The 16662-nt window shown below is 61.9% G+C and carries 16 protein-coding genes; 9 read left to right on the top strand and 7 right to left on the bottom strand.

All coding sequences use genetic code 11. The features are described from left to right. Positions 1-3 precede the first annotated feature (3 nt). The 7 genes from mltB (at position 4) to C4J84_RS22505 (ending at position 6459) form a co-directional block, all read left to right on the top strand. A complete protein-coding gene (mltB, locus tag C4J84_RS22535) occupies positions 4-1014 on the top strand; it encodes a lytic murein transglycosylase B (protein ID WP_124364555.1) in 1011 nt (336 codons plus the stop codon). Then, positions 1014-2018: a septal ring lytic transglycosylase RlpA family protein gene (locus C4J84_RS22530; RefSeq protein WP_124364554.1), complete on the top strand. Its 1005-nt coding sequence runs from the start codon at positions 1014-1016 to the stop codon at positions 2016-2018. Before mltB ends, C4J84_RS22530 begins: the two co-directional genes overlap by 1 nt. Positions 2019-2195: 177 nt before the next feature. Then, complete coding sequence (locus C4J84_RS22525) at positions 2196-3353, top strand: D-alanyl-D-alanine carboxypeptidase family protein (RefSeq protein WP_124371973.1); 1158 nt, start codon at positions 2196-2198, stop codon at positions 3351-3353. 84 nt (positions 3354-3437) lie between these two features. Then, positions 3438-3713 (top strand): DUF493 domain-containing protein, encoded by a 276-nt coding sequence (locus tag C4J84_RS22520; RefSeq protein WP_048724650.1) that lies wholly within the window; start codon positions 3438-3440, stop codon positions 3711-3713. After that, positions 3713-4360, top strand: coding sequence for a lipoyl(octanoyl) transferase LipB (gene lipB / locus C4J84_RS22515; RefSeq protein WP_124368475.1), 648 nt, complete (start codon positions 3713-3715; stop codon positions 4358-4360). The genes C4J84_RS22520 and lipB overlap by 1 nt, the downstream gene beginning before the upstream one ends. 25 nt (positions 4361-4385) lie before the next feature. Beyond that, complete coding sequence (lipA, locus tag C4J84_RS22510) at positions 4386-5387, top strand: lipoyl synthase (protein ID WP_164484599.1); 1002 nt, start codon at positions 4386-4388, stop codon at positions 5385-5387. A 151-nt stretch (positions 5388-5538) separates the two neighbouring features. Then, entirely contained in the window at positions 5539-6459 is a 921-nt protein-coding gene (locus C4J84_RS22505) for an LD-carboxypeptidase (protein ID WP_124436132.1), read from the top strand. A gap of 111 nt (positions 6460-6570) precedes the next feature. Here the strand turns inward: C4J84_RS22505 and C4J84_RS22500 are convergent, their stop codons facing one another. The 5 genes from C4J84_RS22500 to leuS form a co-directional block, all read right to left on the bottom strand. Then, a complete protein-coding gene (locus C4J84_RS22500) occupies positions 6571-7896 on the bottom strand; it encodes a lytic murein transglycosylase (protein ID WP_124368473.1) in 1326 nt (441 codons plus the stop codon). A 62-nt stretch (positions 7897-7958) separates the two neighbouring features. Next, positions 7959-8123: an alternative ribosome rescue factor ArfA gene (gene arfA, locus C4J84_RS22495; RefSeq protein ID WP_003237016.1), complete on the bottom strand. Its 165-nt coding sequence runs from the start codon at positions 8121-8123 to the stop codon at positions 7959-7961. 208 nt (positions 8124-8331) lie between these two features. Then, positions 8332-9369 (bottom strand): DNA polymerase III subunit delta, encoded by a 1038-nt coding sequence (holA, locus tag C4J84_RS22490; protein WP_124420912.1) that lies wholly within the window; start codon positions 9367-9369, stop codon positions 8332-8334. Between the two features lie 39 nt (positions 9370-9408). Further along, a complete protein-coding gene (lptE, locus tag C4J84_RS22485; protein ID WP_124371968.1) occupies positions 9409-10014 on the bottom strand; it encodes an LPS assembly lipoprotein LptE in 606 nt (201 codons plus the stop codon). Positions 10015-10104: 90 nt separating this feature from the next. After that, a complete protein-coding gene (leuS, locus tag C4J84_RS22480; protein WP_124436131.1) occupies positions 10105-12711 on the bottom strand; it encodes a leucine--tRNA ligase in 2607 nt (868 codons plus the stop codon). Positions 12712-12972: 261 nt separating this feature from the next. Here leuS and C4J84_RS22475 point away from each other — a divergent pair, with 261 nt between their 5' ends. Further along, positions 12973-13290: a hypothetical protein gene (locus tag C4J84_RS22475; protein WP_124436130.1), complete on the top strand. Its 318-nt coding sequence runs from the start codon at positions 12973-12975 to the stop codon at positions 13288-13290. A gap of 92 nt (positions 13291-13382) precedes the next feature. Further along, the gene (locus tag C4J84_RS22470) at positions 13383-14144 is read left to right on the top strand and encodes a YdcF family protein (protein ID WP_124436129.1); all 762 of its coding nucleotides are present in this window, start codon (positions 13383-13385) and stop codon (positions 14142-14144) included. A gap of 123 nt (positions 14145-14267) precedes the next feature. Here the strand turns inward: C4J84_RS22470 and lnt are convergent, their stop codons facing one another. Together lnt and C4J84_RS22460 are read right to left on the bottom strand one after the other, a co-directional pair. Next, positions 14268-15791: an apolipoprotein N-acyltransferase gene (gene lnt / locus C4J84_RS22465; RefSeq protein WP_124436128.1), complete on the bottom strand. Its 1524-nt coding sequence runs from the start codon at positions 15789-15791 to the stop codon at positions 14268-14270. Between the two features lie 8 nt (positions 15792-15799). Then, positions 15800-16639 carry an HlyC/CorC family transporter gene (locus C4J84_RS22460; RefSeq protein ID WP_122483878.1) on the bottom strand — a complete coding sequence of 280 codons (840 nt, stop codon included), beginning with the start codon at positions 16637-16639 and terminating at the stop codon, positions 15800-15802. Between the last annotated feature and the right edge of the window lie 23 nt (positions 16640-16662).

The following is a 16662-nucleotide window of genomic DNA, read 5'->3' as shown; positions in this document are numbered from 1 at the left end:
TCAATGCAAGTAATGCGCGGCTGGGCAACTCGGCATGCGTCCTGGATGGGCCTGATTGGGCTGCTGGGCGCAACGCAAGAGGTGCAGGCCGGTGACTACGATGGCTCACCTCAGGTCGCCGAATTTGTCGGTGAGATGACCCGCGACTACGGTTTCGCCGGTGAACAACTGATGGGCGTGTTTCGCGAGGCCCAGAAAAAGCAGGCGATCCTCGACGCCATCTCGCGCCCCGCCGAACGCGTCAAGCAGTGGAAGGAATATCGCCCGATGTTTCTCACCGACGCTCGCGTGGCCAGGGGCGTGGACTTCTGGCGCCAGCATGAGGCGGTACTGGCCCGCGCCGAGCAGGAATACGGCGTGCCGGCCCAGGTCATCGTCGCGATCATCGGCATTGAAACCTTCTACGGGCGCAATACCGGCAGTTACCGGGTGATCGACGCGTTGTCGACCCTGGGCTTCGATTACCCGCCCCGCGCCGAGTTCTTCCGCAAGGAGCTGCGCGAATTCCTGCTGCTGGCCCGCGAAGAACAGGTCGACCCGATGACTCTCAAGGGCTCGTACGCCGGGGCGATGGGCTTGCCGCAATTCATGCCGAGCAGCTTTCGCGCCTACGCGGTGGACTTTGACGGCGACGGGCATATCAATATCTGGAGCAACCCCGACGATGCCATCGGTAGCGTGGCCAGCTATTTCAAGCGTCACGGCTGGGTCGGCGGTGAGCCGGTGGTCGTCCGCGCCGATGTGACGGGCGAGCGTGCCGACGAAGGCCTGACCCAGGGTATCGACCCGGTGAAGACCGTCGGGGAGTTGCGAGCGCTGGGCTGGTCGAGTCAGAATGCGCCACGCGATGACATGCCGGTGACGGCGTTCCGCCTTGAAGGTGAAAATGGCCCGGAATACTGGATGGGCCTGAAGAATTTCTACGCAATCACGCGTTATAACCGCAGTGTGATGTACGCCATGGCCGTGCATCAGCTGTCAGACGAGCTGGTTCAAGCACGGGGCAACAAGTAATGCGGGTATCGCCGTTCAAAAAACCGCTCAAGCTGGTGGCGTTCGCCGCGTTGTCCCTGCTGATCGCCAGTTGCTCCACGACGCCGAACCGAGCGCCGGCCAAGAAGGCCGGCGGCGCGGTGGTTCGCGCCCAGCCGGGCCTGGACATCAACCGTGCGCACAAAGATGGCGCGCCGTGGTGGGATGTGGATGTGTCGAAGATCCCCGATGCCACGCCCACCTTGCACTCCGGCCCCTACAAGGCCAACCCCTATACCGTGCTGGGCAAGAATTACTTCCCGCTGCAGGACTCCAAGACCTACGTGCAGTCCGGCACGGCGTCCTGGTACGGCACCAAGTTCCATGGCCAGAACACCGCCAACGGCGAAGTGTATGACCTGTACGGCATGAGCGCGGCGCACAAGACCCTGCCGCTGCCCAGCTACGTGCGCGTGACCAACCTGGACAACAACCGCACGGTGATCCTGCGGGTCAATGACCGTGGGCCGTTCTATTCGGACCGGATCATCGATTTGTCCTACGCCGCCGCGAAGAAACTCGGTTACGCCGAAATCGGTACCGCACGGGTCAAGGTCGAAGGCATCGACCCGGCGCAGTACTGGGCCCAGCGTGGCAAGCCGGCGCCGTTGATGCTCAACGAACCGCAAACCCCACAACCGCAAGTAACGGCGTCGACCGGCAAGATCGAACAATGGACGCCGCCGCCCGCGCAGCATGCGCCGGATACGGTCGTCGTACCCCGTGCCGCGCCCGGTGCCTCCACCGTGGGTGGGCAGTACCTGCAAGTGGGTGCTTTCGCCAACCCGGATGCGGCAGAACTGTTAAGGTCCAAGCTCAGCGGCATGGTCAGCGCGCCAGTGTTCATCAGCTCCATCGTGCGTAACCAGCAAACCCTGCACCGTGTGCGCATGGGGCCGATCGGCTCGCCGAGCGAGGTGGCGCAAGTGCAGAACAGCGTACGCCTGGCGAACCTGGGGCAACCCAGCGTAGTGACCGCAGAATAAGGCAATAAAGGACTGCAGGTTCAGGCGCATGCCTGGGCCCTGGTTGTTGGCTCGTTGAACAATAAAACCCAGGGGCAAGGGGTGAGCGGGCAACCGAACACGTGACAGTCTGGAAGCGGGCTGTCTGAATAGTTTTGCCCGCGAGGGCAAGTTTCCATAAGCAATTTCGAGAGACGGATGAACATCACCACCTTAGCCAAACGTACGTGCCTGCTTATCTCGCTGATCATTACCCCGGCCGCCTGGGCGGTTGAGATGGTGCCGGCTTCCCCGCAACTGGCCGCGAAGTCCTGGGTCCTCATGGATGCCGCCAGTGGCAACGTGCTGGTCGAAAACGGCGGTGACGTGCGCCTGCCTCCAGCCAGCCTGACCAAGCTGATGACCGCCTATATCGCGACCCTGGAAATCCGTCGCGGCCAGATCGGCGAAAACGACCCGGTGACCGTCAGCGAAAACGCCTGGCGTACCGGTGGTTCGCGGATGTTCATCAAGGTCGGCTCGCAAGTCACCGTCAGCGACCTGTTGCACGGCATCATCATCCAGTCCGGTAACGACGCCAGCGTCGCCTTGGCCGAGCACATCGCCGGCAGCGAAGACGCGTTCGCCGACATGATGAACAAGACAGCCGGCGACCTGGGCATGACCAACAGCCACTTCATGAACCCGACCGGCCTGCCGAATCCGGAGCATTATTCGTCGGCTCACGACATGGCGATCCTGGCCCGCGCGATCATCCGTGTTGACCCGGTGCACTACGCCATCTACTCCCAGAAAGAGTTCTTCTGGAACAACATCAAACAGCCTAACCGCAACCTGTTGCTGTGGCGCGACAAGACCGTCGATGGCCTGAAAACCGGCCACACCGACGAAGCCGGCTACTGCATGGTGTCGTCCGCTGTACGTGATGGCCAGCGCCTGATCGCCGTGGTATTCGGCACCAACAGCGAGCAGGCCCGTGCGGCCGAGACGCAAAAGCTGCTGACCTACGGCTTCCGCTTCTTCGAAACCCAGACCTTCTACCAGAAGGGTACGGAGCTGGCGACCGCGCCGGTATGGAAGGGCGCTACCTCCCAGGTCAAGGCCGGCCTGGCTGATGACCTGACCCTGACCATGCCTAAAGGCCAGCTGAAAAAGCTCGCTGCCAGCATGACCATGAACCCGCAATTGGTTGCCCCAATCGCCAAGGGCGACGTGATCGGTAAAGTCGAAGTCAAACTGGACGACAAGGTGGTGCACAGCGCCGACCTGATCGCACTGGACGCCGTCGACGAAGGTGGTATCTTCCGCCGCGTGTGGGATAGCATCCGTCTATTCTTCTACGGCTTGTTCAACTGATTGTGTGCACCTGCAAAGCCCCGCGTTGATCCGACGCGGGGCTTTGCCGTCGCCACGGCTTACCGCTTACGAGGCCGTTACGCCATGACCGATACCGAAGTAAAGGCGCCAAAGATCGAATTCCCGGTGGTGGACTACCCCATCAAGATAATCAGCGATACCGGCGTAGGCCGCAAAGACTTGATCCTCGAGATTGTGCGCAAGCACGCGACGATCAATGATCAGCGTGTGGACGAACGATCCAGCTCCACAGGCAAATACACCACGATCCAATTGCACATCGTTGCAATCGGTCAAGACCAGCTCTACGACATCAATAGCGAACTGCGGGCCACTGGCTTCGTGCACATGGTGTTGTGATGCCACAGGTCCTGGGCTTTCGCGAGCTCGGCCGGATGGCCTACGAGCCGGTCTGGCACGCCATGCAACGCTTCACCAATGAGCGCGGCAGCTCGGCAGCGGATGAAATCTGGCTGGTCGAACACCCGCCGGTGTTCACCCAGGGCCAGGCCGGCAAGGCTGAGCACCTGCTGCTTCCGGGGGATATTCCGGTGGTGCAGGTCGACCGAGGGGGTCAAGTGACTTACCATGGGCCTGGCCAACTGGTCGCTTATCTGTTGCTGGATGTGCGCAAGCTGGGGTTTGGCGTGCGTGACCTGGTAAGCCGCATGGAAGCTTGCCTGATCGAGCTGTTGGCCAGTTACGGCGTGACCGCTGCGGCCAAGCCCGATGCACCGGGTGTGTATGTGGATGGCGCGAAAATCGCTTCCCTGGGATTGCGCATTCGTCACGGGTGTTCCTTTCATGGCCTGGCCCTGAATGTGGACATGGACCTGGCCCCGTTCCGGCGCATCAACCCGTGCGGCTACGCCGGGCTTGCGATGACCCAGTTGAGCGACCATGCAACACCCATAGAATTTGCCGAGGTAAGTGCCCGGCTGCGCGCGCAGCTCGTCAAACACCTCGACTATGCTGAGCAGACGACCCTGACGGGCGGAATCGATTGATATGACTACTGATGTTGTGCAAACCATGATCCCGACGCTGGACGTTACCGAGCGTCCAGCCCCGGCCCCGCGTGCCAAGGTGGAAGCCGGCGTCAAGCTGCGCGGCGCCGAGAAGGTTGCACGCATCCCGGTCAAGATCATCCCGACCACCGAACTGCCGAAAAAGCCTGACTGGATTCGCGTGCGCATCCCGGTCTCGCCGGAAGTCGACCGTATCAAGGCCCTGCTGCGCAAACACAAGTTGCACAGCGTGTGCGAAGAGGCGTCCTGCCCGAACCTGGGCGAATGCTTCTCCGGCGGCACCGCCACCTTCATGATCATGGGTGACATCTGCACCCGTCGTTGCCCGTTCTGCGACGTGGGCCACGGCCGTCCGAAGCCCCTGGACGTCAACGAGCCGGAAAGCCTGGCTATCGCCATCGCCGACCTGAAACTCAAATATGTGGTGATCACCTCGGTCGACCGTGACGACTTGCGCGACGGCGGTGCCCAGCACTTTGCCGACTGCATCCGCGAAATCCGCAAACTGTCGCCAAACGTCATGCTTGAAACCCTGGTGCCCGACTACCGTGGCCGCATGGATGTAGCGCTGCAGATCACCGCCGCCGAGCCACCGGATGTGTTCAACCACAACCTGGAAACCGTTCCGCGCCTGTACAAGGCCGCGCGTCCGGGTTCGGATTACCAGTGGTCGCTGACCCTGCTGCAGAAGTTCAAGCAGATGATGCCGCACATTCCGACCAAATCCGGCTTGATGCTGGGCCTGGGCGAAACCGATGAAGAAGTCATCGAAGTCATGAAGCGCATGCGCGAGCACGACATCGATATGCTGACCCTGGGCCAGTACCTGCAACCGTCCCGTAGCCACTTGCCGGTGCAGCGTTTCGTGCACCCGGATACCTTCGCCTGGTTCGCCGAGGAAGGGTACAAGATGGGCTTCAAGAACGTAGCCTCCGGCCCGTTGGTGCGCTCTTCGTACCACGCCGACGAGCAGGCCAAGCTGGTCAAGGCGAGCCTGGTGTCGTAACACAGATTTGTGTAACGCCGCAGGTCCAATGTGGGAGGGGGCTTGCCCCCGATTGCGGTGTGACAGTCAATACACGAGTGACTGATACATCGCCATCGGGAGCAAGCCCCCTCCCACATTTCGTTATGCGTCATATTAAGGAGAATTGTGCATGACTAGCGCCGTACCCGCTCTGCGCCCCGAAGGCACCATCGGCCTGATCGCTCCCGCCGGCCCTGCCGCGCTGGACGTTGAAAAAACCGGGCAATGGATGCGGGCCCGTGGCTACGAACTGCGCATTTTCCCGGGTGTGTATGAGCGCGACGGCTACCTGGCCGGCAGTGATCAAGTGCGTCTCAACGATCTGCATGCTGCCTTCGCCGACCCCGAAATCGACGCGATTTTCTGCCTGCGCGGCGGCTACGGCACGCCACGCCTGCTCGACGCGCTGGACTTCGACCTGTTGCGTGCCAACCCCAAACCGTTCGTGGGTTACAGCGATATCACCGCCTTGCACCTGGCGATCAACCGCTACGCGGGCTTCGTCACCTTCCACGGACCAATGCTCAATGCCGACTTGCTCGGTGGCAAGCAACCCCCCACCGAATCGTCGCTGTTCAGCCTGCTGCGCGGCCAGCTTGGCGCCGGCAGCCTACTGACGCACCCGGTGGGCTACCCCTTGACCACTATTGAGCCTGGCATTGCCTGCGGGCGTTTGTTGGGCGGCAACCTCTCGATGATCGCGGCGGTGATGGGCACCGCCTACGACATTGACGCTGAAGGCATCATTCTGTTTATCGAGGACATCAACGAGCCGCTCTATCGCATCGACCGTCTGCTGACGCACCTGCGCCTGGCGGGCAAACTCGACCAGGTGGCGGGGGTATTGGTGGGGGATGTGGCTGGTGTGGATCAGGTGGGGCTGGAAAGACTGTTGAAACAGACCTTCGAACCGCTGTGCGTTCCGGTGCTGTCCGGCTGGCGCAGTGGGCATTGCGATCCGAATCTGACGTTGCCGATGGGGGCTTTGGTGCGTTTGGATGCGGGGGAGCAGCGGGTGGTGTTGGAGCAGGATGTAGTGTTCAGCCGCTAAATTTTTGGTGTCTGCTAAACCGCATCGGGGGCAAGCCCCCTCCCACATTTGACCGCATTCCAAATGTGGGAGGGGGCTTGCCCCCGATTGCGGTAGTTGCCTTAAGCAGATCTAGCGATCTTGCAGTGACTCCAACAACTTCACCGTCGGATACCCATCCGCCGGCCAGCCCAGCGCTTGCTGCGCCGCTCGAATCGCCTTGCGTGTGTTGGCGCCAATGATCCCGTCGGCATTGCCTGCGTCGTAACCCTTGGCGCTGAGCGCCGTCTGCAGGTCGATGCGTTGCGAGCGGCTCAGCGGTAGCTCATCCTTCGGCCAGCTCCCGCGAATCACACCGCCGCCACCAAATCGCTCCGACAGCAGGCCAACGGCCAGCGCATAGGACGACGAGTTGTTGTACTTCAGGATCGCACGGAAGTTATCCAAAACCAGGAACGCCGGGCCACGGTAGCCGGCCGGCAACAGCAGGGCGGCGGACAGTTGGTCGACATTGGCTGGCAGGCTTGCGCCAGGTGGCAGCTGGATGCCCAGTTGCAGCCATTCGGCGACGGTCTTGCGGATGCCACCATCGGCCAGGGAGTAGTCGAAGCCCGTTGGCAGTGGCTGCACCTCGACGCCCCACGGCTGGCCTTTCTGCCAGCCGGAGCTTTGCAGGTAATGGGCAGTGGACGCGAGGGCGTCACCGGGGCTGTTCCAGATATCGCGGCGACCGTCGCCGTCGAAATCCACGGCATGGGTGTTGTAGGTGGTGGGGATGAATTGGGTCTGGCCCATTGCGCCGGCCCAGGAACCTTTCATCTGGTCGGCCGCAATATCGCCATGCTGGATGATCTGCAGCGCCGCCAGCAGTTGCGCCTGTGCGAACGCCGGGCGGCGACCCTCATAAGCCAGGGTCGCGAGGGAGCGAATCACCGAGTTATTGCCCTGGAACTGGCCGAAGTTGCTTTCCATGCCCCACACCGAGACCAGTGCCTGGCGATCGACGCCATACCGCTCTTCGATGCGCTGCAGGATATCGGCGTACTTGACCAGTAACGCCTGGCCATTACGCACGCGCAGCGGCGACAGCGCGCCGTCGAGGTATTCCCACACCGGCCGGGAAAACTCCGGCTGGCTGCGGTCGGCGCGAATCACCGCCATGTCCGGGCTGACCCCGGCGAAGGCATTATCGAAGACGTCGGCCGTGATTCCGGCTTGCAGGGCCTGCGCACGGAAACCGGCCTGCCATTCGGCGAAGGTCTGGGTCGGTTGGATGTTCAGGTTGTCTACCGCTAACGGCGCAACGACGGCAGGCGCGACGGCCGGTACGGTCTTGAGCGTGGGCAGGGGTTGAGCATCCGCGGCGGTGGGTTTTTCCGCGCAGGCGACAAGCAGAATGAGGCTGGAGGCAGCGATCAATTGGCGAAGGTGCCAACGACGGGAAAGACTAGAGGGCATGCACAGGTCCAGGGGGTTACAAATCCAGTGCAGACCTTATCATGCCAGAGGGGCGCTTGCCTTCAGGCAGCCAGAAAGTAAGAAGCCTCCCAGCTATCAGACTGGAAGGCTTCGCGGCGGTAGCTGCCTTTGCCCTTGCCGGCGCGTTCCTGACGGCTGCGGAACAGTGGCTGGGCGATGATGGATTTGGCCTTGTTCGGGCCATGCTTGGATGGCTTTTTGCTCATGATCTTTCTCTCGTTCGGGTGGGTGGAGCGGCGAAAATAATCTGCCTATATTGCGGCGCTGTAAAGCCTGAGAATTGTAAACACAAACAAAATGTGGGAGGGGGCTTGCTCCCGATGGCGGAGTGTCAGTCACTGGATTTTTTGACTGTTACACCGCTATCGGGAGCAAGCCCCCTCCCACATTGGATTTGTGGTGTTCTTGCGGGCGTTATTCGGCAGGCAACGCCAGGCGCTGGCCGGCCATCAATAGTGACAAACGGCTCAGGCTCATCCACGGCGAACCGGCCGCCTGGCCTTTGATCTGTGCATCGATGCGCTGCGCTTCCAGCAACAGTTGCGCCCAGCGTTGCGCCGAGTGTCGTTGCAGGGCCTTGCTCATCAGTGGTTTGCGCTTATCCCACACCGGCGGTCGGGCTTGGCTGAAGCATTTGTCCAGGGGTGTGCCCTGGCTGTATTGCAAAGCGATGTTAGCCAGCACCCGCAGTTCCCGGGCCAGGGCCCAGAGAATCACCGGCGGTTCCACACCCTCGCCGCGCAGCCCTTCGAGCATGCGCAGGGCGTGGGCCGGCTCACCGTTGAGGATCGCGTCCACCAGCCCGAAGACATCGAACCGCGCACTGTCAGCCACCGCGCCTTGCACGGTTTCGACGGTAATCTGCCCATCTTCCGCCATCAGCTTGAGCTTTTCGATCTCCTGGGCGGCAGCCAGCAGGTTGCCCTCGACCCTGGCGGCGATCAGTTCGACGGCGTCTTGCGTGGCCGACAGGCCGGACTGTGACAGGCGTTGGCGAATCCATTGCGGCAGCTGGCTGCTGTCCACCGGCCAGATCTGGATGAACTGGGTCTGTGGGCCTTCCACCAGCGCCTTGCCCCATTTGGTTTTCTGCGCACTGCCGTCGAGCTTGGGCAGGCTGACCAGCAGCACCGTGTCTTCAGCAGGGCGCGCGCAATATTCCATCAACGCCGCCGCGCCCTTATCGCCCGGCTTGCCCGAGGGCAGGCGCAGTTCCAGCAGGCGCTTTTCGGCAAACAGCGACATGCTCGCGCCTGCCTGCAGCAGCGTGCCCCAGTCGAAACTGGCATCGGCGCTGAACACCTGGCGTTCATCGAAACCTTGCTGGCGCGCCGCCGTGCGAATGGCGTCGGCCGCTTCCTGGCACAGCAACGGGTCATCGCCGCTGACAATATAGACAGGCGCGAGGCTACCTTGCAGGTGTTTGGCGAGTTGGGCGGGGGCGAGTTTCATAGGCAGGGCGAACGGGGCGCCAGGAGCGCCCCGTTTGGCTTACTCGACAGGTACTTCAACAGGCGACTGTTTCGGCGTGTTGTCTTCATACTCTTGCGCGGCTTTCAGGGCATCGGCGTCAGCCTTGGCCTTGTTGTCGGCGATTTGCTGCAGCTCCGCGAGTTTTTCCGGGGTCAGCAGTTGCAGGCGAGTCATCATGCGCTGGACCAGCTCACGACGCATTTCCTTGCGCACCTGAAGGGTCTCGGAGTCTGAGCCCACCAGGTTGTTGCCGTCGTGGCTCACGACTTTCTGCACCTGGATCTTGTCACCCATCAGTGGCAAGTGATCGCGGCCTTGTACTTCAAAGTTGACGGTGGTGGTCAACTCGACATCCGACGCGCGGCCCGCACTGGCGTAGCTGATGTTGCGCTGGGTTTCGCGCTCATCGACCAGGTCCAGTTTGTAGGTGGCGCCGGTATAGACGCGCACACCGCTGTTTTCCAGGGCCTGGCGCAGCTGAATCACGGTCTCGCCGTAGGCATTGCGTGCGCTGACGTCGAGTTCCTTGAGCGACAATTCGTTGGTGCCGGTGCCGCGCAGCTGGAAGCCGCACGCGCTCAACAGAACGGCCAGGCCCATTACCAGCAGATTGCGTTTGATCATGTTTGTTGCTCCCCTTGAAACCAGGCGGGCCGTATCGAGGCCCTGAAGGTTTAGTTCGGCGCAGGGCTCAAGCCCTGCGCCCGATCCGATTTAGCTGGCGACGATATTGACCAGTTTTCCGGGCACTACGATCACTTTGCGGATCGTCAGGCCTTCGGTAAAGCGCAGCACGTTCTCGTTGCAGCGTGCAGCCGCTTCGACTTCTTCACGACTGGCGCTGGCCGGCATGTCGATCTGGCCGCGCAGTTTGCCGTTGACCTGAATCACCAGTTGCAGCGTGTCCTGTACCAGCGCGCTGTCATCCTGCAGCGGCCAGCGGGCGTCGATGACGGCACCGCTGTGGCCCAGGCGGTTCCACAATTCGTGGCTGATATGTGGGGTGATCGGCGCCAGCAGCAGGGTAACCGTTTCCAGGCCTTCGTGGATCAGTGCACGATCCTGTTCCGTGGCCTGCGGGGCTTTTTCCAGCACGTTCATCAGCGTCATCACCTGGGCGATGGCGGTGTTGAACTTGTGGTTCTGCCCTACGTCCTGGCTGGCCTGGCGGATAGCCAGGTGGGTGCTGCGGCGAATGGCCTTCTGCTCATCGTTCAGGGCGGCGACGTCCAGCTTGCCCGGCAAGCCCTGGCTGACGTGGGCATGGGCCAGGCGCCAGACGCGCTTGAGGAAGCGGTGCGAGCCTTCGACGCCTGAATCGGACCATTCGGCGCTCATGTCGGGCGGCGAGGCGAACATCATGAACAGGCGGCAGGTGTCGGCGCCGAACTGATCGATCATCGATTGTGGGTCGACGCCGTTGTTCTTCGACTTGGCCATCTTCTCGGTGCCGCCGATTTCCACCGGCAGGCCGTCGGATTTGAGCTTGGCGCTGATGACCTTGGCTTTGCTGTCACGCTCGAGCTCGACGTCCGCCGGGTTGAACCAGGTGTAGGCGCCATTGGCTTCGCGGCGATAGTAGGTCTCGGCGATTACCATGCCCTGGGTCAGCAGGTTCCTGAACGGCTCGTCGGAGCTGACCAGGCCTTCGTCACGCATCAGCTTGTGGAAGAAGCGCGCGTACAGCAGGTGCAGGATGGCGTGTTCGATGCCACCGATGTACTGGTCCACCGGCAACCAGTGATCGGCCGCGGATTTCTCGACCAGGCCACCTTCATAGTGCGGCGAGGCGTACCGGGCGTAGTACCACGAGGACTCGACGAAGGTGTCCATGGTGTCGGTTTCACGCTTGGCAGGCTGGCCGCATTTAGGGCAGCTGCATTCGTAGAACTCCGGCATGCGTGCCAGTGGCGAACCGGCGCCGTCCGGCACCACGTCTTCGGGCAGTACCACCGGCAACTGGTCTTCCGGCACCGGCACGTCACCGCAGCTTTCGCAGTGGATGATCGGGATCGGGCAGCCCCAGTAGCGCTGGCGGCTGATGCCCCAGTCGCGCAGGCGGAACTGGGTGCGCGAGGCGCCGAGGTTTTTCTTGATCAGCGCGACTTCGATCGCGTCGAACGCGCCCTGGAAGTCCAGGCCGTCAAATTCGCCGGAATTGATCAGGGTGCCGTGCTCGCCGTAGGCGTCTTGCCACGGGGCCGGGTTGGTCTCGCCCGCGCTGGTGCGCACTACGGACTTGATCGGCAGGTTGTATTTGGTGGCGAATTCGAAATCGCGCTCGTCGTGAGCCGGCACCGCCATGACCGCGCCATCGCCGTAGTGCATCAGCACATAGTTGGCGACCCAGACCGGCAGCTTCTCGCCAGTCAGCGGGTGCTCGACGAACAGCCCGGTCGGCAGACCTTTCTTCTCCTGGGTGGCGACATCGGCTTCAGCCACGCTGCCACCTTTGCATTCGGCGATGAACGCCTGCAGCTCAGGGTTGTTCTGTGCGGCCTGGGTGGCCAGCGGGTGTTCAGCGGCCACGGCGACGTAGGTCGCGCCCATCAGGGTGTCGGGGCGGGTGGTGAACACCTTGAGTGCGCCCGCTTCGCCGATCGAGTCGACGTTGTACGGGAACTGCACTTCCATGCCCTTGGATTTGCCGATCCAGTTGCGCTGCATGGTCTTGACCTGCTCGGGCCAGCCCGGCAAGTCGTCGAGGCTCGACAAGAGTTCATCCGCGTAGGCGGTGATCTTGAAGTAGTACATCGGGATTTCGCGCTTTTCGATCAGCGCGCCGGAGCGCCAGCCGCGGCCGTCGATCACCTGTTCGTTGGCCAGCACGGTCTGGTCGACCGGGTCCCAGTTCACGGTGCCGCTCTTTTTGTAGATCACGCCTTTTTCGAACAGGCGCGTGAACAGCCATTGTTCCCAGCGATAGTAGTCCGGCTTGCAGGTGGTCACTTCGCGAGACCAGTCCACCGCCAGGCCCAGGCTGCGCAGCTGGGTCTTCATGTAGGCGATGTTTTCGTAGGTCCACTTGGCGGGAGCTACGTTGTTTTTCATCGCGGCGTTTTCCGCCGGCATGCCGAAAGCGTCCCAACCCATGGGTTGCAGGACGTTCTTGCCGAGCATGCGCTGGTAGCGGGAAATCACGTCGCCGATGGTGTAGTTACGCACGTGCCCCATGTGTAGCTTGCCGCTGGGGTAAGGGAACATCGATAGGCAATAGAAAGTCTCCTTGCCTGGCTGTTCGCTGACTTCAAAGGACTTTTGCTCGTCCCAGAAGGTTTGTGCGGCATTTTCTATTTCACGGGGCTGATATTGTTCGTGCATGGCTACTTTTGAACTGAATAAGGGTGGCCTATTCCTCTTCGGTGCAGTGCCCGGGTTGTTCGACACCAGAAAGCGGCGCGTCCGTGCCCAAACCCTGCGGGAAGTGGAGTTACAGGAAGCGCCGTAGCATACATGACCCCACTCTATCGAGGGAAACCCTGATTGCGCAGGCAGGGCCGTCTGTCGCGGCATCGGGCAGGCGCAGCCACGGGGGCTACGCTGTTTATTGGGGAGCATGTATTTCTTCAATGAGGTGAGGGGATGGCTGAATCGCAGCGAACTTTAACGAAACCGCAATTATATGAAGGATTGATCGACCGTTTGGGTCGGGCATTGGATGCCGCAAGAACCGCAGGCCGATTGCGTGGTGAACGGCCTCTGGAGCTGGAGTTGCAAGGCCTGAGCCAGGCAGAGCTTGACCTGATCGAGAACTATCTGGCGTTGCACCACCAACGCGCCTCTGATGGGCAGGCCTCCCCGCCAGTCCAGGCGCCTTCCCATTCGGCCAAGGTGATTTGGCTGAAGGACCTGCCGGCCGGCCGCGGCCCGGAACGTTTCCGATCCGTACGGTGTAAGTAACCCGCGTTATCCGTCACTTTGCAAAATGTGCTGGTAAGGATTGTTGCCGAACCCCGTTGCATCTAGGCTTCGGGCATCTTTGGAGATGCCCGATGCCTTTTCGTTATTTCATCAAACAATTGTTTCTGCCGCCCGGTATTTTCTTGCTGTTGCTGGCGCTTGCCTGGTGGTTTCGCCGCAGTCGACCGCGCCTGGCAGGGTGTTGCTTTGCCTTGGGATTGGGCGGGATGTGGCTGATCAGCCTGCCGGTAATGGTGCAGTGGGGCGCACACGCCTTGGAGACCGTGCCGCCTTTGGCCCGGGAAGACTGGGCAAGCCTGGCCCAGCGCGCCGATGCGATTGTGGTGTTGGGTTCCGGGCGCGAGCGCGGCGACATTGCCTGGGGCGCCGACCAACCCACCGGCATCGGCCTGGAGCGTGAGCGTTATGCGGCGCGGCTGGCCAAGGCGTCCGGGTTGCCGGTGCTGACCACCGGTGGCCTGCATTACGGCACGCCGCCCAGCGAGGCGCAGTTGATGGCGGTGTCAATGCAGGATGACTTCGGTGTGACGGTGCGTTGGAAAGAAGAGCGTAGCCGCACCACCTGGGAAAACGCCCAGATGAGCGCCGAGATCCTGTTGCCGCAAGGTATCAAGCGCGTGGTGGTAGTGACCCAAGCCTGGCACATGCCGCGTTCGGTGTGGAGTTTTGAAAAGGCCGGCTTTACCGTGGTACCCGCGCCAGTAGGGTTCCTGGGCGTGGATAACGCGCGTCCACTGGGCGGCTGGATGCCGGAGGTCAAGGCGGTATGGCAGAGCGGGCAGTTGATCAATGAGGCGGTGGGGCAGGTGGGGTACCGGTTGTTCTACAAGTAGCACCGCAGGCCAAGTGTGGGAGGGGGCTTGCTCCCGATTGCGGTGTGTCAGTCAGTACATCTGGCACTGATACACCGCCATCGGGGGCAAGCCCCCTCCCACATTGGTTTTGTGTTTGACCTGTTAGACCGTCTTGGCCATTCGACCCGCCAGCAGCGCCCAACCGAACAACAGCACGCACACAATGATCAGCGGCCACGACCGCCATTGCAGGTAAGGCGTGAGGTTGTGCATCGGCACCACGTCGCCATAGAGAATGCCGCGCTCGAATTGCGGGATCTGTGCGGTGATCTGCCCAAACGGGTTGATCAGGCCGGTCACGCCGTTGTTGGTGGCGCGGATCATCCAGCGGCCGGCTTCCAGCGCGCGCATCTGCGCCATCTGCAGGTGCTGCAGCGGGCCGATGGAGCGGCCGAACCAGGTGTCATTGCTGATGGTCAGCAGCAGGTCGCTCTGGGCCGACAGGCCGGCGGCGAACTCCGGGTACACCACTTCATAGCAGATGAACGGCGCAATCTGATAACCCTTGGCCTGGAGCATCGGCTGGTCGGAAGGGCCGCGGGCGAAGTCCGACATGGGCAGGTCGAAGAAGGCGATCAACCCGCGCAACATGTCCTGCAACGGCACGTATTCACCAAAGGGCACCAGCTTTTGCTTGAGGTAGGTGCCATCACCTTCGCCGACCACGGTGATGCCATTAAAGTAGCGCTTCTCATGGCGTACTTCCTGGCGAATCGGTACCCCGGTGATCAGCGCGGTATTACGCTCGGCGGCGAACTTGCCCATCATGCCCAGATAGCCTTCGACCGACTCCTTGAGCACCGGAACGGCGGTTTCCGGCCATACCAGCAGGTCGACGCGCCTGGAGCTCAAACTCATATCGCGGTACAGCGCCAGCTGCGCGTTGAGCTGCTCGGGGTCCCACTTCATGCTTTGTTCGACGTTGCCCTGGATGGCGGCCACGCTCAGTGGCGGGCCGGAGGGCGAGGTCCAGGCATGGTGCTTGAGCGCCAGGCCAATGGCCCAAGGTGCAACGAGCAGCACCAGGCCGGCGGCGATGAAGCTGTTGCGCTTGCTCGCCAACAGGCGCGGCAGGTTGCACAGCACGGCGGCCGTGAGCGCCAGGGCGAACGAAATCAGCCACATCCCGCCCAAGGGCGCGAGGCCGGTCAGCGGGCCGTCGAGTTGACTGTAGCCGGAGTACAACCACGGAAAACCGGTGAGGAACCAGCCACGAAAGGCTTCCTGGCCGACCCACAACGCCGCGAAGGTCAGCGCATCGGCCAGGGGCGCTTCATTGCGGCGCAGCCAGCGTGCCCACAGCCAGGCGGGCAGGGCGAAGAACCAGGCGATGGCGGCGGTGAACAGCAGCATCAGGAAGCCCGCCAGCAGCACCGAAGCGCCGCCGAAGTGGTGGATGCTGTAGTAGATCCAGCTGGTGCCGGCGCCAAACAGGCCGAAACCGAAACACCAGCCGCGCCCCAGGGCCTGGCGAGGTGTCAGCTCGCGCAGGCCGATATAGAACACACCGACCGCCACCAGCGCCAGCGGCCAGATATCGAACGGCGCCAGCGCCAGGGTGGTGATGGCGCCGGCCACCACGGCCAGCAGATTACCGGGCCAGCCGGGTGCGATCAAACGGCGCATTTCAGTCCTTAACGGGCAATAGGGGTCAAACGGATCAAGTGAATCCGGCGGCTATCGGCATTCAGGATGCGGAAGCGATAGGCGCCGATCTCGGTGGTTTCGTTACGCTTGGGCAGGTGCCCGAACGCACTCATCACCAGGCCGCCGACGGTGTCGAATTCATCGTCGGAGAATTCGCTGTCGAAGAACTCGTTGAAGTTCTCGATGGGCGTCAATGCCTTGATCAGGAAGTCACCGCTGGGCAGTGGCTTGATGTAGCTGTCTTCTTCAACATCGTGCTCGTCTTCGATGTCGCCGACGATCTGCTCCAGCACGTCCTCGATGGTCACAAGGCCCGCCACGCCACCGTATTCGTCGATCACGATCGCCATGTGATTGTGGTTGGCGCGAAATTCGCGCAGCAGCACATTCAGGCGCTTGGACTCAGGCACGAAGGTAGCCGGGCGCAGCAGGTCCTTGATGTTGAAGTTGTCGCCGTTCTCCTTGAGGATCAGCGGCAACAGGTCCTTGGCCAACAGGACGCCCATGACGTCGTCATGGCTTTCACCGATCACCGGGTAGCGCGAGTGCGCCGAGTCGATCACGGCCGGGAGGAATTCGCGCGGGGTCTGGGTCGCCCTGATGCTGATCATCTGCGAGCGCGGCACCATGATGTCGCGTACTTGCAGGTCAGCCACTTGGATGGCGCCTTCGACGATGGCCAGCGCTTCGCTGTCCAGCAACTTGTTCTGGTGGGCCTCGCGCAGCAGCTCCAGCAGCTCCTGGCGGTTTTTCGGCTCGTGGGCAAAAGCCTGGGTCAGTTTACCCAGCCATGACTTTTGCCCGTTGCTCGATCGGTCTTCGCTCATAGCGATTACTCTAAATCCTTGAT

Source organism: Pseudomonas sp. R11-23-07 (assembly GCF_003852295.1).
Lineage (GTDB): Bacteria > Pseudomonadota > Gammaproteobacteria > Pseudomonadales > Pseudomonadaceae > Aquipseudomonas.
This window is presented reverse-complemented; position numbering and strand designations above follow the sequence as displayed.